At 70.5% G+C, this 20299-nt stretch carries 19 protein-coding genes; 10 read left to right on the top strand and 9 right to left on the bottom strand.

Annotated elements, in window-relative coordinates; translation table 11 throughout:
* Positions 1–26: 26 nt before the first annotated feature.
* Positions 27–788, top strand: coding sequence for a PP2C family protein-serine/threonine phosphatase (locus Psi02_RS12005; protein WP_203973523.1), 762 nt, complete (start codon positions 27–29; stop codon positions 786–788).
* 231 nt (positions 789–1019) lie between these two features.
* Positions 1020–1424 carry a DUF7144 family membrane protein gene (locus tag Psi02_RS12010; RefSeq protein WP_203973524.1) on the top strand — a complete coding sequence of 135 codons (405 nt, stop codon included), beginning with the start codon at positions 1020–1022 and terminating at the stop codon, positions 1422–1424.
* 34 nt (positions 1425–1458) lie between these two features.
* On the opposite strand, the gene Psi02_RS12015 is transcribed toward Psi02_RS12010, so the two are convergent.
* Complete coding sequence (locus Psi02_RS12015; protein ID WP_203973525.1) at positions 1459–2028, bottom strand: CGNR zinc finger domain-containing protein; 570 nt, start codon at positions 2026–2028, stop codon at positions 1459–1461.
* A gap of 72 nt (positions 2029–2100) precedes the next feature.
* Between Psi02_RS12015 and Psi02_RS12020 the strand changes: the two genes are divergently transcribed.
* Genes Psi02_RS12020 through Psi02_RS12030 form a run of 3 tightly spaced genes read left to right on the top strand, consistent with a single transcriptional unit; the run spans position 2101 to position 4894 of the window.
* Positions 2101–2874, top strand: coding sequence for a class I SAM-dependent methyltransferase (locus tag Psi02_RS12020; RefSeq protein WP_203973526.1), 774 nt, complete (start codon positions 2101–2103; stop codon positions 2872–2874).
* Between the two features lie 52 nt (positions 2875–2926).
* Entirely contained in the window at positions 2927–4048 is a 1122-nt protein-coding gene (locus Psi02_RS12025; RefSeq protein ID WP_203973527.1) for an acetate/propionate family kinase, read from the top strand.
* A gap of 42 nt (positions 4049–4090) precedes the next feature.
* Positions 4091–4894: a PhzF family phenazine biosynthesis protein gene (locus Psi02_RS12030; RefSeq protein WP_203973528.1), complete on the top strand. Its 804-nt coding sequence runs from the start codon at positions 4091–4093 to the stop codon at positions 4892–4894.
* Positions 4895–5000: 106 nt separating this feature from the next.
* Here the strand turns inward: Psi02_RS12030 and Psi02_RS12035 are convergent, their stop codons facing one another.
* Entirely contained in the window at positions 5001–6119 is a 1119-nt protein-coding gene (locus tag Psi02_RS12035; protein ID WP_203973529.1) for a carboxymuconolactone decarboxylase family protein, read from the bottom strand.
* A 281-nt stretch (positions 6120–6400) separates the two neighbouring features.
* Between Psi02_RS12035 and Psi02_RS12040 the strand changes: the two genes are divergently transcribed.
* Positions 6401–7705, top strand: a complete 1305-nt coding sequence (locus tag Psi02_RS12040) for a sensor histidine kinase (protein WP_203973530.1) — start codon at positions 6401–6403, stop codon at positions 7703–7705.
* Positions 7702–8376 (top strand): response regulator, encoded by a 675-nt coding sequence (locus Psi02_RS12045; protein WP_239094816.1) that lies wholly within the window; start codon positions 7702–7704, stop codon positions 8374–8376. The genes Psi02_RS12040 and Psi02_RS12045 overlap by 4 nt, the downstream gene beginning before the upstream one ends.
* Here Psi02_RS12045 and Psi02_RS12050 read toward each other — a convergent pair.
* The 3 genes from Psi02_RS12050 to Psi02_RS12060 form a co-directional block, all read right to left on the bottom strand.
* Entirely contained in the window at positions 8354–9532 is a 1179-nt protein-coding gene (locus tag Psi02_RS12050; protein WP_203973582.1) for an allantoate amidohydrolase, read from the bottom strand. The two genes, Psi02_RS12045 and Psi02_RS12050, sit on opposite strands and share 23 nt — an antisense overlap.
* A 47-nt stretch (positions 9533–9579) precedes the next feature.
* A complete protein-coding gene (hutU, locus tag Psi02_RS12055) occupies positions 9580–11244 on the bottom strand; it encodes a urocanate hydratase (RefSeq protein WP_203973531.1) in 1665 nt (554 codons plus the stop codon).
* An 82-nt stretch (positions 11245–11326) separates the two neighbouring features.
* The gene (locus tag Psi02_RS12060; protein ID WP_203973532.1) at positions 11327–11878 is read right to left on the bottom strand and encodes an RNA polymerase sigma factor; all 552 of its coding nucleotides are present in this window, start codon (positions 11876–11878) and stop codon (positions 11327–11329) included.
* Between the two features lie 182 nt (positions 11879–12060).
* Between Psi02_RS12060 and Psi02_RS12065 the strand changes: the two genes are divergently transcribed.
* The 3 genes from Psi02_RS12065 to ybiA all read left to right on the top strand — a co-directional run bounded on the left by Psi02_RS12065 (position 12061) and on the right by ybiA (position 15216).
* Positions 12061–13782, top strand: coding sequence for a serine/threonine-protein kinase (locus tag Psi02_RS12065; RefSeq protein WP_203973533.1), 1722 nt, complete (start codon positions 12061–12063; stop codon positions 13780–13782).
* 145 nt (positions 13783–13927) lie between these two features.
* Positions 13928–14599 carry a DUF4232 domain-containing protein gene (locus Psi02_RS12070; RefSeq protein WP_203973534.1) on the top strand — a complete coding sequence of 224 codons (672 nt, stop codon included), beginning with the start codon at positions 13928–13930 and terminating at the stop codon, positions 14597–14599.
* Positions 14600–14721: 122 nt separating this feature from the next.
* Entirely contained in the window at positions 14722–15216 is a 495-nt protein-coding gene (gene ybiA, locus Psi02_RS12075; RefSeq protein ID WP_203973583.1) for a riboflavin biosynthesis intermediates N-glycosidase, read from the top strand.
* A gap of 12 nt (positions 15217–15228) precedes the next feature.
* On the opposite strand, the gene Psi02_RS12080 is transcribed toward ybiA, so the two are convergent.
* The 4 genes from Psi02_RS12080 to Psi02_RS12095 form a co-directional block, all read right to left on the bottom strand.
* On the bottom strand, positions 15229–15468 hold the full coding sequence (locus Psi02_RS12080) for a hypothetical protein (RefSeq protein WP_203973535.1): 240 nt from the start codon (positions 15466–15468) through the stop codon (positions 15229–15231).
* Positions 15469–15840: a DUF6247 family protein gene (locus tag Psi02_RS12085; RefSeq protein ID WP_275415187.1), complete on the bottom strand. Its 372-nt coding sequence runs from the start codon at positions 15838–15840 to the stop codon at positions 15469–15471.
* 102 nt (positions 15841–15942) lie between these two features.
* Entirely contained in the window at positions 15943–16485 is a 543-nt protein-coding gene (locus tag Psi02_RS12090; RefSeq protein ID WP_203973537.1) for an RNA 2'-phosphotransferase, read from the bottom strand.
* A gap of 122 nt (positions 16486–16607) precedes the next feature.
* Positions 16608–20162: a CARDB domain-containing protein gene (locus Psi02_RS12095; protein WP_239094817.1), complete on the bottom strand. Its 3555-nt coding sequence runs from the start codon at positions 20160–20162 to the stop codon at positions 16608–16610.
* Positions 20163–20299: the final 137 nt, after the last annotated feature.

Raw genomic sequence — 20299 nt, forward strand, 5'->3', positions numbered from 1 at the left:
ATTCAACCAATGATTTACTCGAAACCATGACGCACAACCGCATTCGGTATGCCGCGGGATCGGACATCGGGCGGTCCCGGACGAAGAACGAGGACTCGGTGTACGCGAGCGAGCACCTGCTCGCCATCGCCGACGGCATGGGCGGGCACGGCCACGGGGACGTCGCCAGCGCGGCGGCCATCGAGGCGCTGTCCGCCGTCGACGGCGGCGCTCCGCCCGAGGACCTCATCACCACGCTGGAGAGCGGCGTGCGCGAAGCGGCCCGCAGGCTCAGCGAACTGGCCGAGCACGATCCCACGCTGGAGCGGATGGGAACCACGATCACCGCGATGTTGTGGGACGGCGAGAGCCGGTTCGCGGTGGCGCACGTCGGCGACTCCCGGGCGTACATGTTGCGGGACGGCGGTCTCTACCAGATCACCCGCGATCACACCCTCGTGCAGTCGCTGGTCGACGACGGGCACATGAGCCCCGACCAGGCGGCCAAGCATCCGAACCGGTCACTGCTGTTGCGTGCGCTGGAGACGAGCGGCCTGGCCGACCCCGACCTGTCCCTGCGCGACGCGCATCCGGGAGACCGTTATCTGCTCTGCTCGGACGGGCTGACCGCCGTGCTGGAGCCGGAGACGCTTCACCAGGTGCTGACCGCGATCGACGAGCCCGCCGAGGCCGTCCGCCGCCTGATCGAGCTCGCCAACGAGGGGGGCGGGCCCGACAACATCACGTGCATCGTCGCCGACGTCGCCTTCGACAACCAGAACGGCGACGGCCCGCAGCCCACCCCGTGATCAGCTCTGCGTGATCAGCGCTGTGTGAGCAGCTCTGCGTGCACCCGCGATGTACGGCCGGCCCCGGCGGCGGCCGTACGAGCGAGTGCACCTTCGCCTGGCCGTTTCACCCGTGCAGTTTTGCCCCTATTTTGTCATTGATCCGTTACTTTCAGTAATCAATGCGGAATATCACCGCATTAAGGGATCTCGCCAATTCGGGGGCACGATCACCGGGCGGAGGGAGTGCACATGCTCGGCACCTGGGCGTCGGAGAGGAAGACCGCGCGGTCCGGCTGGCTGGACTTCGCCTCCGTCCTGACCTTGCTGGTGGGCGTCTACAACGTGATCGAAGGCCTGACCGCGCTGATCCGGCCCGAGTACTTCCTGGTGACGACTGAGAAGATCCTGGTCTTCAACTTCGCCGCATGGGGATGGATCATGCTGCTCCTCGGCCTCGTGCAGATCGCCGTGGGCCTGGGCATCGCCGTCGGCCGGCCGTGGGCGAGGATGGCCGGCATCGCCCTCGCGTTCCTCATCGCCATCGTGCACCTGGCCTTCCTCTCGGCCTATCCCGTGTGGTCCATCGTCTCCATCGCTATGTGCGTGCTCGTCATCTATGGCCTGATCGTGGCGCCGAGGAACGCCACGGCCTGAGGCCGCGCGGACCCCGCAGGCCCGGCCTCCCCGCTCACGTGTTGCGGGCGCGGAAGGCGGCGGTCTTGACACGGTTCTGGCACGCGGTCGAGCAGAACCTGCGCGTCCCGTTGCGCGAGACGTCGACGTAGACCCGGTCGCAGTGCGGCGCCGTACAGACCCCGAGCCTGTCGAACAGGTCGCCGCCCAGCACGACGGCGAGCGCCGTCGCGCAACTCGCCGCCCAGTCGCCGGCGCGGGTGCCGCCGGTCCCGTGGAAGTGCAGGTGCCAGGGCTCACCGTCGTGCCGGTCGAGATGCGGGCGGGCGTCCGTCTCCTTCAGCAGCGTGTTGACCTGCCGCGCGGCCTCGTCCGCGTCGCCGCGCGCCACGGACTCGAAGACCACGCGCAGCGCCGCCGCGACGTCGGTCAGTTCGGCCGCCTCCTCGGCGGTCACCTCGGCGTAATGCCGCCCGCCGATCCGCAGGGCCTGCGTGGCGGCGGCCGCCTGCTCCTCGCCGCCCGGCGCGAGGTGGGGCCTGCCGCGGGCCTCGCCGGCGGTCAGCGCGTTGACCAGCCCGACGGCGACCGCCACGACGCCATCGGTGTGACTGTTGAAGTTCACTTGACCAGTTACCGACTCTCGCTCTATGTTGTGACTGCCAAAAGCATATAAGACAGTTACAAGGAGAACGGCATGCTGACCTTCGACGTGGCACGGGACTGGATCGACCGCTGGGACCGCCAGCAGGAGGGCTACCTCCCCGACCGCGAGGAGAGGTTCACCGCGCTGATCGACGCCGTCGAGGCGGGGATCGGCCGGCCCGACCCGCTGGTGATCGACCTCGGATGCGGCCCTGGCTCCCTGTCGGCCCGGTTGCTTCACCGCCTTCCCCAGGCCACCGTCGTCGCCGTCGACACCGACCCGCTGCTGCTGTCGCTCGGCCGGGCGCGTTACGGCGGCACCACCGGGCTGCGCTTCGCCGACCTCGACCTGCGGACACCGGGATGGACCGCGGGCCTGGGGCTCGATCGCCCCGCGGACGTCGCCGTGAGCACGACGGCGCTGCACTGGCTGCCCGAACATCACCTGCGCACCGTTTACCGGGAACTCGCCGGCGTCCTGCGGCCGGGCGGCCTGTTCCTCAACGGCGACCATCTCGGCGTCGACGACACGACTCCCGGCATCGGCCGGCTCGAGGTCGCGGTCCACCAAATGGAGGAGCGACGGCGCTTCGCCGAGGGACGCCCCGAGGACTGGCGGCAGTGGTGGGACGCGATCGCCGCCGATCCCGCGCTGGCGGACGCCAACGCCGCCCGCGGCAGCCGGACCTCCGCCGCGAACCATGACGGATCGGAGTCCGCACACCTTTCCACCCATGTGGGGGCGCTGCGGGAGGCGGGCTTCGGCGAGATCGGCACGCTGTGGCAGCGCGGCAACGACCGTCTGCTGTGCGCGATCCGGTCGTGACCGCCCGGAGCTGAGCCGGTTTGCCGGGTGCTCCCCCGGGGAGACGGCACCTATGACTCCGGTGGTCGTCCTCACGGTCAACGCCGGCTCCTTGAGCCTGCGACTCCATCTGATCCGAGACGGTCGGGTGCTCCGCGTCGCGCACAGCGAGCACAGTCCCGACCCCGCGAAGGCAGAGCGCACGATCGCGGACTTCCTCGGCGGTTCGGGCGAGCAGGACGGCGGCCGGATGACCGTGGGGCTCGTCGGGCACCGGCTCGTGCACGGCGGCGACGCCGTGCTCGCTCCGGCGGTCGTCGACGACGGCGTGCTGAAGGCGGTACGCAGGTTCGCCGACCTGGCGCCGTTGCACGTGCCGCCCGCGTTGGCGCTCGTGGAGGCGGCCCGGCGCGTGCTCCCCTCGGTGCCGCATGTGTTGTGCCCGGACACGGCCTTCCACGCGGGGCTACCGGCGGCGGCCGCGACCTATCCCCTCCCTTCCGAGTGGCGCCGGCGGTACGGCCTGCGCAGGTTCGGCTTCCATGGGCTGTCCTACGCCCGTGCCACCGGCCGGGCGGCCGAGTTGCTCGGCCGCCCTGTCGGCGAGTTGCAGATGGTCGCCGCCCATCTCGGCGGCGGGTCGTCGGTGTGCGCGGTGCGGGAAGGACGCAGCGTGGACACCTCCATGGGCTTCACGCCGCTGGAGGGCGTGCCGATGAGCACGCGGTCGGGCAGCGTCGATCCGGGCATGCTGCTCTGGCTTCTCGCGGACTCGCGCCTGTCCCTCGATGAGCTCAGGGACGGCCTCGAGCACGGTTCCGGGCTGCTCGGGCTGTCGGACGGACTTTCCGGCGACACCCGCGAACTGGTCGCCTCTCCGGAACCCGCCGCCGCGCTGGCCCTGGAGGTGTTCGCCCACCGGGTCGGCAGGGAGATCGCGGCGGCCGCGACCAGCCTCGACCGGCTCGACGCGCTGGTCTTCACCGGCGAGATCGGCTGGGACCAGCCCGAGGTGCGCGACGCCGTGTGCCGCAGGCTCGCATTGCTCGGCCTCGAGTCGCCGGTCCGCGGGAACCTCGACGCCGACGGGTTCGTCAGCGCACCGGGCGCACGGGTACCCGTCGTGGTGGTCGAGACCCGTGAAGAATTGCAGGTCGCCCGCGAGGCACTGGCCGCAGTCGGACAGGCGCCCTGACGTGAGGCGCGTCTGACACGCCAGCTCGTAGAATCCGCAAATATGCGCCTCTATACCGTTGATTCGTTCAGCGACCGGCCCTTCCGCGGCAATCCCGCCGGGGTATGTCTCCTCGACACCCCCGCGCCGGACGAGTGGATGCAGGCCGTCGCCGCCGAGATGCGCCACTCCGAGACGGCCTTCGTCCTCGACCAGGACGGCGGGCCGCGCTCTCTGCGCTGGTTCACGCCCACGGTCGAGGTCGCCCTCTGCGGGCACGCCACGCTCGCCACGGCCCACGTCCTGTACTCCCTCGGAGCCTCGGGACGGCTGGAGTTCTCCACCCTGAGCGGCGTCCTGACCACAGACCAGGCCGGCGACCAGGCAGGAGACGGTCTCATCACGATGGACTTCCCGGCCTCCCGGCCCACGGAGGCGCAGGCTCCCGAGGGCCTGGTGGAGTCCCTCGGGGTGAAACCCCTCTGGGTGGGGCGCAGTCAATTCGACTTCCTGGTGGAGGTCGAGAACGCCGATGTCGTACGGTCGCTGACGCCGGATCTCGACCTGCTGAGCACCGTCGAGACCCGGGGCGTCATGGTGACCGCTCCCGGGGACGACGGGGAGGCCGACTTCGTCTCCCGTTTCTTCGGCCCCCGGGCGGGCGTCCCCGAGGACCCGGTCACCGGATCCGCCCACTGCGTGCTCTCGCCGTACTGGTCGGAGAGGTTCGGCCGCGACACCCTCGTCGGCGCGCAACTCTCCGAGCGGGGCGGAATCGTGCGCACCACCCTGCGCGGGGACCGCGTCGAGCTCGCCGGCCGTGCCGTGACCATCTGGTCCGGCAATCTCACCGTCCCCCTGCCGTGATCATGCACAGGTTCGACGGCATCACCCCTGGCCTGCGCGAACATCGGGCGTGATCATGCACACATTCGGTGATCATGGCGCTGACCCGGCCATTCACACTTCGTGATCACGCATGGGCCGTCCGGTTCAGGCCCGCCTCGATGTGGTTCACGGCCGTGATGGCGCCGTACGCCAGCAGGCGCACGAGGTCGGCGTCGCCGTCCGGGGTGACGGTCCGCGTGGCGGATCGCCACGCGGCCACGTCCGCGTCGGCGATCCGGTACGGCGCGACCGCGGCGAGCAGGGCGAGCCGGGCGGCGGGACGATCGGCCCCCGGCAGAGAGGCCGTCTGATCGGACGGCCATCCGCCCGCCAGAGGCGGATGCGCGCCGTCCCACTCCCGGACCTGGGCCTCGACGACGCGGCGGGCCTCGGGACCGAGCAACTCCCCGCCACTCCCGGCAGCGGCGCGCAGGGCGGCGAACGCGGTGGCTATCGCGGAGCCGCTCGGCGAGCCCGCCGTCCATGCGGGCGCCCTGTCGAGCGAGGATCTCGATCCGTCCGGCGAGCCCGAGCCGGTCAAGGGGCCCGAGCCGTCCGGATGGCCCCCGAGCAGCGGCAGGCTCCGGCCCGGCGTCTGCCGCCGCCGCGTCGCGCCGGCCACCGCACGCCCGCCGGCCCGGCGCACGAGCCGCCACCGCTGGACGCCGCCGGGCAGCAGGTCGTCGGTCAGAAGCGCCGACACCATGCGGTTGATGAAGTGGAAGGCCAGCGCGGTCCCGATGTACTCGGCCGCGAGGCCGGCGGGGAAGGGCGGCTCAGCGGAATCGGCCGCGTCGGCCGCGTCGGCCTCGCGGGACGTGCGGGTGGCCATGGCCCAGGCGAGCAACCGCGCGTGCCGGGGGTCGGCGGGCGTGCCACCGCGCGCGACCGTCTCCGCGAGCTCGTGGGCGCCGGTCGCGTGGAGCAGCATCGTGTGCGCGTCGACGCAGAAGGGACATCGGTTGGCCAGCGACACGGCGACGGCCACGACCTCCTTGTCCATCCTGGAGGCGTCGCCGGCGACCAGGGACTCACGCAGCATGGCCCACGTGGCGGCAAGCAGATCCGGCGCGGGCGACAGGGTCATGAACAGCGGCATGCGGGCGAGGCCGAAGTCCTCGGCCAACTGGCGGTAGACGCCGGCGACCTGACCGGTCGCCGCTCCCGTCGTGATCGGGGTGATGTATCGGAACGGCATGGGCATGGCGGGTCTCCAGTGGCTGCGGGACGGTGCGATCGGTGCGAACGGCGCATACGTGCGGCGACGGTTCGCCGGCGGCGCCGTGGCCCTGGTCTCTCGCCCTCGGCTCGCCGGCGTCCTCATCGATGCTGCTCGCCGGACGGCCGCAAGTCGTCGGACGAGGGGAGGCCGTCGCCGTCACTCCCTCACCTTCCTCGGCGGGGGGACGTACTCCACGGGAAGTAGCGCCGGGTCGGTCCCGTGGGAGGAGGACCGGAGTCCCGGAGGGGGATTATGGTGCGTTCATGAACGGTGATCGCGGCTTACGTGCCCATGCACCGGACCTCGCGCTCGCCGTCGCGGTCGGGGCTCTGCTGGCGATCGGTGGCGCGATCATTCCCTCGCAGGTGGTCGGGACTTCGGACCTGCTCGGGTACGCCGCCACCGTCGTGGGGGCCCTGGGTCTCGCCGTCTGCCGCCGCGCCCCTGTCGCGGCACTGGCCGTCACCTCCGTCGGCATGCTGGCCTACCTCCTGCAGTGGGGCGCGACGACGTCCGCGGCCTTCCCCGTGCTGATCACCGTCTTCTTCGCCGTGCAGGCCGGCCACCGCGTGCCGGCCATCGTCACCAGTGCGATCTTCCTGGGCGGCAGTCTGGCGATCGCCCTGTCGTCCACCACGGCGCCGGGGACGGCGCCGCCGGTCCTCCGCGACATCGCCGACCGCACGGGCCTGCTCCTCGGCTGGTTCGTGGCCGCCAACGTGGCGGGAGTGGTCACCCGGCACCGCCAGGCGTATCTGCAGCAGGTGGAGCAGCGGGCGATTGAGGCCGAGCGGACGCGCGAGGAGACCGCCCTGCGCCGCGCCGGAGAGGAACGTCTACGGATCGCCCGCGAGCTGCACGACTCGCTGACGCACAGCATCTCCATCATCAAGGTCCAGTCGGGCGTGGCCGTTCACCTCGCGCGCAAACGCGGCGAGGAGGTGCCCGACGCTCTGGTGGCCATTCAGGAGGCCAGCGGCGAGGCGATGCGCGAGCTGCGGGCGACGCTCGAGGTGTTGCGCGTCCCCGGCGACGAGACGGCGGGGGGCGGGGTGAACCGGCTCGCCGAACTGGCCGAGCGCGCCCGGTCGACCGGCGTGCCCACCGACCTCGAGATCAGCGGGGCCCCTCGGCCGCTGCCCCCTGACGTCGACCGCGCGGTCTACCGCATCGTCCAGGAATCCCTCACCAACATCACCCGGCACGCGGGCCCCGCGACGGCCTGCATCCGGGTCCGCTACACCCCGGACGACCTGGTCGTACAGGTCGACGACGACGGGCAGGCGAAGCCGGGGACCGCCCCGGCGCCCGGCTTCGGGCTGACCGGCATGCGCGAACGGGTCGACGCGCTCGGCGGGAGGCTCCGGGCGGAGCCGCGCGCCGAAGGTGGTTTCAGCGTCCGCGCGGAGATTCCCCTGCCCCTTCCACAACAGACCGGCGCTCAGCCCGACTCAATACAGCAGAACGACATACAGCAGAACGGCACGCGACTGGACGGCCCTCGGCGGAATGGCACACGACTGAACGGCACGCGGCCTCAGGCGCCGGTCGGCGAGGGAACGGCGTGAACCGCGCGATCCGTGTGCTCCTCGTCGACGACCAGGCGCTCATCCGCGCCGGGTTCCGCGCGCTGCTCGACGCCGAGGACGACATCGAGGTGGTCGGCGAGGCCCGCGACGGCCACCAGGGCGTGGCGCTGGCGGAACAGCACCTGCCGGACGTCGCCCTGGTCGACGTCCAGATGCCCGGGATGGACGGCATCGAGACCACCCGCCGGATCGCCGCCGACCCCCGTCTGGAAGGCGTGCGCGTGGTGATCCTCACCAACTACGGCCTGGACGACTACGTCTTCCAGGCCCTGCGCGCCGGCGCGAGCGGGTTCCTGCTCAAGGACACCGAGCCGGCGGAATTGCTGAGGGCCGTCCGGGTCGCCTCCCTCGGCGAGGCGCTCCTGTCCCCCGCCGTCACCCGCAGGCTCATCAGCGAGTACGTCTCCCGCCCGCCGGACACCATCAGGCCGTCGGCCCTGGAGGTCCTCACCAACCGTGAGCGTGAGGTCGTCGCACTGGTCGCGCGCGGGCTCACCAACGACGACATCGCCGGGCGCATGGTGATCAGCCCGTACACCGCCAAGACCCACGTCAGCAGGGCCATGACCAAGCTCGGGGCACGCGACCGGGCGCAGCTCGTCGTGTTCGCCTACGAGTCGGGCCTCATCACCGCGCGAGACTCTCACTGACGGGGTCCGTCAGCAGGTCCTCCAGGACGCGGGCCAGGGCGGCGACCCCGGCCAGGCAGTCGGCCCGCTCGGCCTGCTCCTCCGGGGAGTGTGAGACGCCCGTTGGGTTGCGCACGAACAACATGGCCGTCGGAACGGCGGAGGCGAGGATGCCCGCGTCGTGACCCGCGCCCGTGGGCAGGACGGGAGCCCCGCCGAGCAATCCCGCCAGACGGTCCCTGAGCGGGCCGTCGAAGTCCACCACCGGCGTGTACGACTCGCGGGTCACCTCCGCCCCCGAGGCGCGGGTGATCTCCGCCACGAGCGCGTCGAGGACGCCGGGGTCGGCGGCCCGGGAGTCCAGCCACGCGGTGACCCGCGACGCGATGGCGTTGGTGCCGTTGGGCTCCACCGCGACCTTCCCGAAGGTGGCGAGCGCGCCGGCACGACGCGCCCGCTCCTGGGCGTCCAGGACGGCGGCGGCGAACACCGGCATCGGGTCGCGGCGGTCCTCCATGCGCGTCGTGCCCGCGTGGTTCGCCTGGCCGTGGAAGTCGAACCGCCAGCGGCCGTGCGGCCAGATCGCGGAGGCCACCCCGATCGGGGCCTCGCCCAGATTCCGGCCCTGCTCGACATGGAGCTCCACGAAGGCGGCGATCCTCGACAGCCGTTCCTCATCACGCCCGAGCGCAGAAGGGTCCCGGCCGGCCCTCTCCATGGCGGTCGCCAGGCTCACGCCGCCGTCGTCCGTGAGGGCCCGGGCCCGGCCGGGATCGAGCACCCCGGTCATGAGCCGCGACCCGACGCAGGCCACACCGAACCTGGCGCCCTCCTCGTCGCCGAAGTTGACGATCCCCAGCGGACGCGATCCGGTCGCGTCGTGCTCCCGCAGCAGATCGAGCGCCGCGAAGGCCGACACCACCCCGAGGGGCCCGTCGAACGCCCCGCCGTCCGGCACCGAGTCGAGGTGGGAGCCGGTGACGACGGCGCCGCCGGCGGCCGGGTCCCCCGACCAGGCCCACTGGTTGCCGTTGCCGTCGACCTCGTAGGCGAGCCCTCTGGCGCGCGCCTGCTCCTCGAACCAGGCGCGGCACTCGGCGTCGGCGGCCGTCCACGCGTGGCGGCGGTAGCCGCCGCTCCCGCCGTGCCGCCCCACCGGGAGCAGCTCCGCCCACATGCGGCGGAAGCCGTCCTCGGCCTGCGCCGAGGCCTCCTCCGGATCGATCACTCGCCCTCGCTCATCGGGATCCGCACGCCGCGCTCCTGCGCGACCTCGGCCGCACGGTCGTAACCGGCGTCGACGTGCCGGATGACGCCCATCCCCGGGTCGTTGGTCAGGACCCGCCGGATCTTCTCTCCGGCCAGAGCCGTGCCGTCGGCGACCGTGACCTGGCCCGCGTGGATCGATCGGCCGATCCCGACGCCTCCGCCGTGGTGGATGGACACCCATGACGCGCCGGACGCGACGTTGACCATCGCGTTGAGCAGCGGCCAGTCGGCGATCGCGTCGGAGCCGTCGAGCATGGCCTCGGTCTCCCGGTACGGCGAGGCCACGCTGCCGGCGTCGAGATGATCGCGGCCGATCACGATCGGGGCCTGGAGCTCGCCCGAGGCGACCATGTCGTTGAACCGCTCACCGGCTCTGTCCCGCTCGCCGTACCCCAGCCAGCAGATCCGGGCGGGCAGCCCCTGGAACTTGACCCGCTCGCCCGCCATCCTGATCCAGCGGGCCAGCGGCTCGTTGTCGGGGAAGAGCTCCAGGATCGCCTTGTCGGTCTTCGCGATGTCCTCGGCCTCGCCCGACAGGGCCGCCCAGCGGAACGGGCCCTTGCCCTCGCAGAACAGCGGCCGGATGTAGGCGGGCACGAAACCGGGGAAGTCGAAGGCCCGGCCGTAGCCGGCGAGCTCCGCCTCGCCGCGGATGGAGTTGCCGTAGTCGAAGACCTCCGCACCCGCGTCCTGGAAGCCCACCATGGCCGCCACGTGCCTGGCCATCGACGCGCGGGCCCTTTCCGTGAAGCCCTCGGGGTCCTTGGCCGCCTCGTCCGCCATGTCCTCGAACGCCATGCCGACCGGCAGGTAGCTCAGCGGGTCGTGCGCGGACGTCTGGTCGGTCACGACGTCGATCTCCGCGCTGCGGGCAAGCAGCTCCGGTACGGCCACCGCGGCGTTGGCCTCGACCCCGATCGACAACGGGCGGCGCAGGTCGCGTGCCTCATAGGCGAGGCGCAGTGCCTCGTCGAGGTTCGCGGCCCGGACGTCGAGGTAGCCGTGCTCGATGCGCCGGTCGATCGAGCGCGGATCACAGTCGACGCAGATCGCCACGCCGCCGTTCATCGTGACCGCGAGCGGCTGGGCGCCGCCCATGCCCCCGAGCCCGGCGGTGAGCGTGATCGTGCCGGCCAGCGATCCGCCGAACCTCTTGGCGGCGACGGCCGCGAACGTCTCGTAGGTGCCCTGCAGGATGCCCTGCGTGCCGATGTAGATCCACGATCCCGCGGTCATCTGGCCGTACATGGTCAGGCCGAGCTGCTCCAGCCGCCTGAACTCGGGCCAGGTCGCCCAGTCGCCGACCAGGTTGGAGTTCGCGAGGAGCACGCGGGGCGCCCACTCATGGGTGGTCATCACCCCCACCGGACGGCCGGACTGCACAAGCAGCGTCTCGTCGGCCCGCAGCGTGGCGAGGGTGCGGACGATCGCGTCGAACGACCGCCAGTCACGGGCCGCCCTGCCGGTCCCTCCGTAGACCACGAGCTTGTCGGGATGCTCGGCGACCTCCGGGTCGAGGTTGTTCATCAACATCCGCAGGGCGGCCTCCTGCTGCCATCCCTGAGTGTTCAGCGACGTGCCCCGCGGCGCCCTTACCGGGCGTGGACCGCTCTGCTCCATGTTCACGACCTCCTCGACGGCCATCACGTACGGCCGGCATGTTCATTCATATCCAAGACAGCGGCCGGACCGCGAGAGCGGGTCAGGCCCCTTCGGCCAGCCACTCCTGCACCTGCTTGCGCGCATGGTGCAACCGGGACTTCAGGGTGCCCAGCGGGATCTCGAGCCGCTCGACGATCTCGGAGTACTCCATCTCGCCGATGTCGCGGTAGACCAGCGGGGCCACCAGATGGGGGCTCTCGCGCTCGAGCCTCTCCAGGGCCTCAAGCAGGTCGAGGCGCGAGCCGGCGATCACGCTGGTGGTGCGCGGGTCGGGACGGAGATTCTCCTCGGAGGTGATGTGCTCCTCCCCGGCCCGCCTCTTGAGCTCCCGGTACTTCTGGCGTGAGCAGTTCGCGATCACGGTGTACAGCCAGGTGTTGAACTTGCTACGCCCCTCGAAGGTGTGGATCTTCCTCGCCACCAGCAGCAGCACGTCCTGCGCGGCCTCCTCCGCGTCCTCCCGGTACGGCAGGAAGCGGCCGCAGCGCCGTACGACATCGGGCTGGATGCGCCGGAGCAGAAGATCAAGCGAGGCGGCGTCGCCCGCTGCCGCCTGCGCGGCGAGGGCGTCCGTCTCCGATGCGGGCGGCACGGGGGCGACTCCTTCTGTGACTTCCTGTTACTTCGGCTTGCTTTGTCTTGCTTCGTCTGCTTCGTCCCAGGCTTCAGCCGACTCGTCCGGCGCTCCTGCCGCCGGTTCGCCGGGGGGTGGCTATGGGGTGGTTCGATGGGCGGCGCGTCGGGCGAGCGGAGAACCCGGGCATGATATACGGCATGCCCCCTCCCCCGCAGATAGGCCGCTACCGGCTGGAACGACGTCTGGGCTCCGGCGCGTTCGCCACCGTGTGGCTGGCCCACGACGATCTGCTGGACGCGCCCGTCGCGGTCAAGGTCATGGCGGAGAACTGGGCCTACCGCATGGACATCCGGGAGCGGTTCCTCTCCGAGGCCCGGCTGCTGCGCCGGGCCGCGTCCAGCGGCGTTGTGCAGGTCTTCGACATCGGCCAGCTTCCGGACGAGCGGCCGTATTTCGTGATGGAACACGCTGACCGCGGCACGCTGGAAGACCGGCTGGCCGACGGCCCGATGCCCCTGGTGGAGGCGCTGCGGCTGGCGGCGGAGACCGCTCACGGAGTGGCCGCCCTCCATGAGGCGGGGATCGTGCACCGGGACATCAAGCCGTCCAACGTGCTGATCAGGAGCGTGGCGGGTGGCCGCGAGCGGGTGCTGGTGGCCGATCTCGGGCTGGCCAAGAGCCTCGCGCAGGCCTCCGGTCTCACCATGGCCGCGGGATCGGCCGGCTACATGGCCCCCGAACAGGCTGAACCGAGCGCGGGTATCGACGCGCGGGCCGACGTGTACGGCCTGGGAGCGCTCGTCTACCACCTGGTCACGGGAAGCGTCCCCGGATCCCCCGGGAAGGTCGTCCCCGCCGGTGACCTACGCCCTGACCTGCCGGAAGGCGTCCAGCAGACCATCCAGCGCGCCATGGAACCCGACAGGGAGCGGCGGTGGCCGACCGCGGCGAGCCTGGCGGCCGAGCTTGAGGCCCAGCTCAGCGGGCTGGTCGGCGCGCCGGCTGGGCAGCCACTCGGCGCACCCGTCGGCGAGCCGGCCGATGTGCCCGCCCACGACCCTGCCGACGCGCCCGCCCATGGACAGGGTGATGAGCAGGGCCGCACGCGATTCCTCGATCTCCACGGTGAAGCAGGCGTCACGCGACTGGGCGGTGATCAGCACGCGGAGCAGGTCGTCACGGAGATCGGTCAGGAGGCGGCCCGGCGATACAACGGGCAGAGTGACGAGCCGGCCGACGGGTCAGGCACGGGACAGACCCACGAGCCGAGCGCGCGACCGGCCGACGAGCCGAGCGCGCTGCAGACCGGCGAACCGCGTGCGCTGCGGGCCGGACGACCGGCCGCGCCGCCACGACGCCGGGGCCGGCGGGCTCCGCTGGCCGCCGCGCTCGCCGCCGCCGTGCTGGTGCTCGCCGGGGCGGGCGTCATCACCTACCTCACGTCCTCCAGCCCCCCCGCGGGTCTGGTGGAAGTGAGCGACGCCACCGGGCGCATCAAGCTGAAGGTGCCCGCGGCATGGGGACGTCAGGTGGTCACCGCGGGCTGGAACCCGAAGAGCCTGGGACTGACCGGGGCCCAGGAGCCCGGCCTCACCGTGGCTGACGATCTGAAAAACTGGCAGGACCTGAAGGCCCAGGTCAGCGGCGTTCTCGTGGGGCTCACCGAGCAGGCCGCCCTGGCCGGCCGGATGACGACGATCACCCACGACGGCTGCCGGTACGACGGCGACCGGCCGTACGCGGATGGCGGGTGGAGAGGCCAGGTGCGGCGCTGGACCGACTGCGCGTCCGGCAGCCTCGAAGAGATCTACCTGACCAGAGCGGGCAAGGGCGCTCCCTGGGTGTACGTGCAGATCCGCCAGCACGACGGCGCGGACGCGACCGACCAGATCATCCGCGGCCTCGAGGTCAAAGGATGACGCGGCGATCCGCGAGAACTTTTGGCGCCCGGGTCCCCATCTCACCGGGTGAAGACCGTTCGCACATGACCCAGGAAACGAGGAAGACGTGGCTGACCATCGGGAACCCGGCACCGAGCGGCGCGTGAGGTCGATGCTCCCGAGCGTGGCTGTGCCGCGAGCCGTGTTGTACACGCTGACCGCGGCCGCCTCCATCGCCGTGCTGGCCGGATGCACGAGCGTCACCCACGCCTCCGGCGCGCAGAGCCCGCAGACGCTCCCGGGGTCGGCTCAGCCCGCGGACGCGGGTTCCACAGACGACGCGCCCGCCGCGCCTGAGACGCCCGCCACACCCGAGGCACCCTCCCCGCCATCCGTCGACCCGGCCCAGAAGCCGAGCCCCCCGGCGAAGCCGCCGGCGGTTCCCGCCTGCGCCACGAGCCAGCTGAAGATCACCCAGAAGGCGCCGGACGTGGGGGCAGGTCAGCTGAACATGGTGCTGATCTTCACCAACGCGTCCAAGACCACCTGCAGCCTCAGCGGCTATCCCGGCGTCTCGTACGTCGCGGAGGACGGCGTCCAGTCGGGCAACGCCGCCGAGCGCAGCGGAGGCTCCGCGACCACCGTGATGCTCAAGCCCGGCGCCGCGGCGATCTCCAAGCTGCACGACAGCAACGGCGTCGGCGGATACGACCCGAAGCAGTGCGCGCTCTCCCCCGCCCAGGGCCTGCGGATCTATCCGCCGAACCAGAAGGCCGCGGTGTTCCTCCCCTGGAAGACCTCGCACTGCGCCGGCAAGACCATCCACTCACTGACCGTCAGCCCCGTCGCGGGCTGACAATCAGCTGGCCTCCCGAGACGGGAACTGGCACTGTGACGACGGTGTCAGAGAGCGTGAGACTCCCCCGTTCCGTCGATGAGGCGATCGCCGCCGAGCAGGCCGGCGAGAGATTGCGTTACATGTTCTTCTGGGGTCACCAGCCCGCTCCGGACGGAAGCGCCGGAGCCGGGTGCCTCAGCCAGTGGTGGCCCGTGGACTTCACCGAGGACGGCCACGTCTTCCGGTCGGCCGAGCACTACATGATGGCGCACAAGGCGTGGCTGTTCGGCGACGAGGAGACGGCGACCGCGATCCTCGCGGCGGACCATCCCGCCGAGGCTCAGAAGCTGGGCCGTAAGGTGCGCGGGTTCGACGACGCGACGTGGGTCGCGCACCGGTTCGCGATCGTGACGCGGGGCAACGTCGCCAAGTTCGGGCAGCATCCCGAGCTTGGCGCGTTCCTGCTCCGCACACGCGCCAGAGTCCTGGTCGAGGCCAGCCCGCGCGACCGGATCTGGGGCATCGGGCTCGGCGCGGCCAACGAACTGGCGGCCTCTCCCGCCACCTGGCGGGGCCTGAACCTGCTCGGTTTCGCCCTCATGGAGGCCAGAGACGCGCTCGAAGCCTCGACCTGACGATCAGCCGAGTCACTCGATTCGGACGATGTACACCAGGGGCTGCTCGTCCAAGATGAGATGCACGCCCAATCCGAATCCGCCGAACGTGCGGGTGAGAATGTTGGACTTCGGATTATCCGGATTGAGTGGCCGGCCGCTCCAAGGATCCACCTCCAGAACGGCGCGCAGCTCGAGGAACACGTTGATCGCCGTCGCCGGAAGGGCCTCGGCCTGCTGCTGGGCAACAGGATCGAGGTCGACGGTGTACACCTACTCTCCCGCCTCGATCCTGCGGCGCAGACGAGCCTCGAACACGTCGTCCCAGGTGACGCCACCGATGGGCTCACCGGCTTCCGCCCGGCGCTGGATCTCCTGTGCCTGCTCCGTCATGACCGCGTAGGCGAGAGGATCCGCCTTGAGCACCGCCTGCCGCCACCAGGACTCCACGCACTCGTGGAGCGGAGTCAAATCCAGTTCGTCTGCCGCGCTCCGGAGGGCTTCGCGATACTCACGGTCGAAGGCGTCCAGAGCTTCCACGGGGAGGGCTGCACGGATGGCACGAGGACTGCGATCTTCTCGAAGCGACGCACGGATCTCGGCGGGCGTGCGCCTGTGGTGTGGCTCGTGAGGTTGTGCCGTCATGACCAGCTCCCCTCCCTCGACCAGAGGATACCGAGGCGGACGCTCCTGGTTCGTGGACGAACCCGGACCGGTGGATAACTCTCCACCTCACACAACGCCCGGTCAGGTGGGGAGGCGGATGAACGCCGGCGGGACATGGTCCACCAGCCACACCCCGTTGTCGCTGCGGTAGAAGACATGCCCAGCGGCGTGCATCGAGCCCGAGTCGACCGACAGGACGACGGGCCTGCCCCGGCGGGCGCCCACGCGGGTGGCGGTCTCCCGGTCGGGCGACAGGTGCACGTGGTGCCGGTTCATCGGGCGCAACCCGTCGGCCGTGATCGACGGCAGGACGGCGGCCACCGTGCCGTGGAAGAGATACGCGGGCGGCTCGATCGGCGGCAGGTCCAGGTCGACGGCCACCGAGTGCCCCTGGTTCGCGCGGATCCGGCCGTCAACGATCGAGAACCGCTGCTTGTCGTTGTCCGCGACCACCTCGGCGAGCTCGGTCTCCGAGACCGGGAACCCGTGCGCGGCGACCGCCCGCAGCAGGTCGTCGACGTCCACCCAGCCGTGGGGATCGAGCGTGATGCCGATCCGGTCCGGCTGGTGCCGTAGGTGTTTGGAGAGATATTTCGAGACCTTCTTCAGTCTTTGTTCGTCCATCAGCTCGCAGTGTGCCGCACGCCTCGCGTGCCGCGCACCTGGTTTCGACGTGCCTCGGAAACGGCGGTGCCGCCGGGAGGTGGACTCCCGGCGGCACCTGTCTCCGTATGGCCTCCAGAGGTCTACGGGTTCTGGACGATGGTGAAGGTGGAGGTCGTGTTCTTGATGTTCTGAGCGTTGTTGCTCATCGTCAGGTGGTTGAACGTCGCGGAGCCGACCGCCGGTCCCTGGCCCGCCTCCGGCATCTCGTTGACCCAGATGCCGAATCCGGACTTGGCGTCGAAGGCGTCTCCGCTCTTCTGCGCACCCGTGATCGAGACGTTCGTGAGGATCGTGTCGGTGACGGGGTTCTGCGGCTGGTTCCCGACGTAGTTCGTCTGGAACATGATGCCGCTGTAGGTCGGGTCCACGATGTCCACGTTGCTCACGCGGATGCCCTGGAACACCTTGGAGGCCGAGAAGATCCAGATTCCGGGGAAGGTCTGCGCGCCCCAGAAGTGGCCACCCGCGCGGACGATCGAGATGTTGTCGAACGTCGTGGGCGGGCTGGCGCCGAACCCGTTCATCGGGTACCCGAAGTCGAGCGAGCTGATCGTGATGCCCGAGTAGGTCAGGGTGTCGGCGATGTAGATGTTCTTGAACGTGTTGGCGTATCCGCCGTAGACCGCGACACCGGCCGCACGCCAGGGCAGGATCGCCGTCAGGTTCTCGTAGACGTTGTTTATCTCGTCGGCGCCTCCCGCGTCGATGGCCGAGAACAGCGCGAAGCTGTCATCGCCGGTCGTGCGAGCCTCGTTGTTGCTCACGAGGTTGCCGGTGCTCCCGTTGGTCATGTTGACGCCGTCCGCGAACGTGTCACGGATGCGGGAGTTCTTGATCGTGACGTTGTCGGTGTTCGCGCCCCAGTACATGCAGACCGTGTGCTCGACCCAGACGTTGTCGATCGTCATGTTCGCGACGTTGGACCAGTTGAACACCTTGCCGGGGCCGTCGATGCGGGTGACGTAGTTGCCGAAGTAGGCGAAGCCGGAGAACGACGAGCCGTTCGCCGACGACTGCGCGTCGAAGCCGACGTCGGTGTTGTCCTGCGTCGTGGGCGCGTAGAACCGCGTGTACCAGGGGCCCGCTCCGACGATCTTGAGGGCCTTGCCGTACACGTTGAACTTGCCCGTCGTCTGGTAGTCGCCGGTAGGCAGGTACACGCCGACGAGGTTGGCGTCCTGGCGCGCCCTGTCGAGCGCGTTCTGCACGTCCTGGTGGGAGAAACCGGTCGGCACCGCGTAGTGGGCGGCGTCGGGGTTGGCGATCGGCGAGACCTGCTCGAGGTCGATGAAGTCGATCGCGTAGTTGGTGGTGTTGGCGGCGTCCTTCTGCAGCCTGATCGTGCTGCCGGCCGGGACGGTGGTCCCGAGCAGGACGTTGGCCTCGTCGTAGATGTGACGCGGCCCCGCTGCCGGCGAGTTCTGCGGCCCGGTCTCGTTGCCGTACAGCCAGGCGTACTTGGACGTCAGGTTGATGGGCTTGAGGAAGGTGCCGTTGACGTAGATGTTCAGCGTCGAGTTGATGCCGCCGCCGCCCGCGGAGTCCGGGATGGAGAAGCGGGTGACGAGGGTGTTGGTGCTCGCCTTGGTGGTGAACTCGACGTAGCTGCCGGTGCTGTTCAGCGTGACGGCCCTGCGGCCGGACGCCTCACCCGCGAGGGTGCCGATGTCCCTGCTCGGGCCGACGACCTGCGCGCCGCCGCCGACGACGCCGCTCTCCGCCTCGTAGGTGTCGTACGGCATGTTCGCGCCGCGGCCGACGAAGAACGGCTGGGAGAGGGTGTTGTTGCCCTGCTTGACCGGCAGTTCGTTGGTGTCGTTGGCCAGCACGGTCTTGACGGTGTACTTGCCGTTGGCGGCCGTCCACGTCCCGAGGTTGACGGGGCTCGTGGTCGCGCCGGCGGCGATCGCACCGCTGTAGGAGCCGGTCAGCGTCCTGACGACGGTGCCGGAGTCGTTGGTGACGGTGAGGGTGATCGCGTGGGCGCCACCCGCCGAGGCCACGGTGCCCTGGTTCTTGAGGGCGACGGAGAAGGTGACGACGTTGCCACTCGCCGGGTTGCTGGGGGTCCAGCTCGCCGTCGGGACCAGGTCGGAGCTGTCGACCGGCCTGACGACCACCGAGGTCGAACTGGCGAAGGAGTTGTTGGTCTCGTTCTGCTCGATGACGCTGTTGGCCTCGTCGACCTTGGCGCTCAGGGCGTAGGTGCCGGCGTCACGGGGACCGATGTTCGCGGTGACCGTGGTGGACGCTCCTGCGGCGAGTGCGCCGACGGAAGCGGTGCCGACCTTCGTGGTGCCGAAGTAGAAGTTGACGTTCGTCGCGCCGGAGTTCGCGGATCCCTGGTTCTTGACGGTCGCCGACAGGGTGACGGCGTCGGTCTCGACCGGGTTGGCGGGCGACGACGACAGGCCCGTGACCGTGAGGTCCGGGTTCGGGGCCGGAGTGCCGAAGACCTGGAACTCGGCGGCCTGACCGGCGGGGGCGCCGGCGTTGGAGGTGATCTTGAGCTGGACGTCGGCGACCCTGGCGCTGACCGGGATCGTCACCGAGTTGCCGGAGCCGGGGTTGAAGACGTACGGCGTCGCGCCGGACAGGCTGGTGAAGCCGGTCGCGCTCTGCTCGCGGCCCAGGATCTCGATCGTCTGCGTGCGCTGGCCCCACGCGTTGTCGGGGTTGAGCTTGATCACGACCCGGTTGATGTCGGCGTTGGCGCCGAGCGGCACGGTCAGCGTGCTGGGGTAGGCGCCGCTCGCGCCTTCCCAGTAGGTGGCCACGTTGTCGTCGACGGCGTTGCCCGGCACGAACGTGAAGACCGAGCCCGACGCGGTGACCGACTTGCCGACGGCCAGGTTGGTGCCGCCGCCGGTGCCACCGGAGCCGTTGCGCGTGACGGTGTTGCTGTTCCCCGACTGCTTGCCGGAGGCGTCCTTGGCCTTGACGTAGTAGGACACCGTGGCCGTGGTCGGCTGGGTGTCGGTGTAGGTCAGGACGTTGCCCGCGACGCTCCCGCGGAGCGCGTTGTTGGCGTAGACGTCGTAGCCGGTCACGCCCACGTCGTCGGTGGACGCGCCCCAGGTCAGCTTGATCTGGCCGGAGGCGGGCTCGGTGTAGGACAGGTTCGACGGCGCGCTCGGCGGCGTGACGTCACCACCCGTGACCGGGCCGTAGACCTCGAACTCGGAGATCTGGCCGGCGGGCCAGCCGGTGTTGCCGGTGATGTTCAGCCGGATGTACCGCGCGGTCGTCGCGGTGAAGTTGATCGTCACGGTGTTGCCGGTGGCGGGGTTGAAGGTGTAGCCCGCGGAGCCGACGGTCGTGGTGGCCGGGGGGGACGAGGTCCCGGTCAGGACCGACAGGGTCTCGGTACGGGTGGCCCACGCGCTCGGCGCGGGAACCTTCAGGACGACCTGGTTGACGCTGACGGCGGACCCGAGGTCCACCTGGATCCACTGCGGGAAGGCGTTGTTGGCGCTCTCCCAGTAGGTGTTCTGGTTGCCGTCGTTGGCGTTGCCCGCGCCGTAGACGTCGGCGAAGCTGCTCGCCGTCACAGTCTTTCCCGCCGCCAGGTTGGGGCCCGCGGCCGAGGCCGGAAGTACCGGTCCGGCGAGGACGAGCAGGCTGGTCGCCAGCATCGCCCCTATCAGCCGTAACCCTAATTTCTTGCTTTTCATTGCGTTTCTCTATCTCTCGTCTGGAACGACAGGGAGTGGCGTGGAGACCGCGATCTCCACGCGCGACGCACATGGCCGAGCCGGTCAGCGTGACTCCA

The organism is Planotetraspora silvatica (assembly GCF_016863315.1).
Taxonomy (GTDB): domain Bacteria; phylum Actinomycetota; class Actinomycetes; order Streptosporangiales; family Streptosporangiaceae; genus Planotetraspora; species Planotetraspora silvatica.

Coding starts and splice junctions, on each gene's coding strand:
- hutU (WP_203973531.1), bottom strand. CDS start 11,244: ATGGAGCAGAGCGGTCCACGCCCGGTAAGGGCGCCGCGGGGCACGTCG.
- Psi02_RS12035 (WP_203973529.1), bottom strand. CDS start 6,119: ATGCCCATGCCGTTCCGATACATCACCCCGATCACGACGGGAGCGGCG.
- Psi02_RS12005 (WP_203973523.1), top strand. CDS start 27: ATGACGCACAACCGCATTCGGTATGCCGCGGGATCGGACATCGGGCGG.
- Psi02_RS12090 (WP_203973537.1), bottom strand. CDS start 16,485: ATGGACGAACAAAGACTGAAGAAGGTCTCGAAATATCTCTCCAAACAC.
- Psi02_RS12085 (WP_275415187.1), bottom strand. CDS start 15,840: ATGACGGCACAACCTCACGAGCCACACCACAGGCGCACGCCCGCCGAG.
- Psi02_RS12020 (WP_203973526.1), top strand. CDS start 2,101: ATGCTGACCTTCGACGTGGCACGGGACTGGATCGACCGCTGGGACCGC.
- Psi02_RS12040 (WP_203973530.1), top strand. CDS start 6,401: ATGAACGGTGATCGCGGCTTACGTGCCCATGCACCGGACCTCGCGCTC.
- ybiA (WP_203973583.1), top strand. CDS start 14,722: ATGTTCTTCTGGGGTCACCAGCCCGCTCCGGACGGAAGCGCCGGAGCC.
- Psi02_RS12050 (WP_203973582.1), bottom strand. CDS start 9,532: ATGTGGGCGGAGCTGCTCCCGGTGGGGCGGCACGGCGGGAGCGGCGGC.
- Psi02_RS12010 (WP_203973524.1), top strand. CDS start 1,020: ATGCTCGGCACCTGGGCGTCGGAGAGGAAGACCGCGCGGTCCGGCTGG.
- Psi02_RS12065 (WP_203973533.1), top strand. CDS start 12,061: ATGCCCCCTCCCCCGCAGATAGGCCGCTACCGGCTGGAACGACGTCTG.
- Psi02_RS12030 (WP_203973528.1), top strand. CDS start 4,091: ATGCGCCTCTATACCGTTGATTCGTTCAGCGACCGGCCCTTCCGCGGC.
- Psi02_RS12095 (WP_239094817.1), bottom strand. CDS start 20,162: ATGCTGGCGACCAGCCTGCTCGTCCTCGCCGGACCGGTACTTCCGGCC.
- Psi02_RS12025 (WP_203973527.1), top strand. CDS start 2,927: ATGACTCCGGTGGTCGTCCTCACGGTCAACGCCGGCTCCTTGAGCCTG.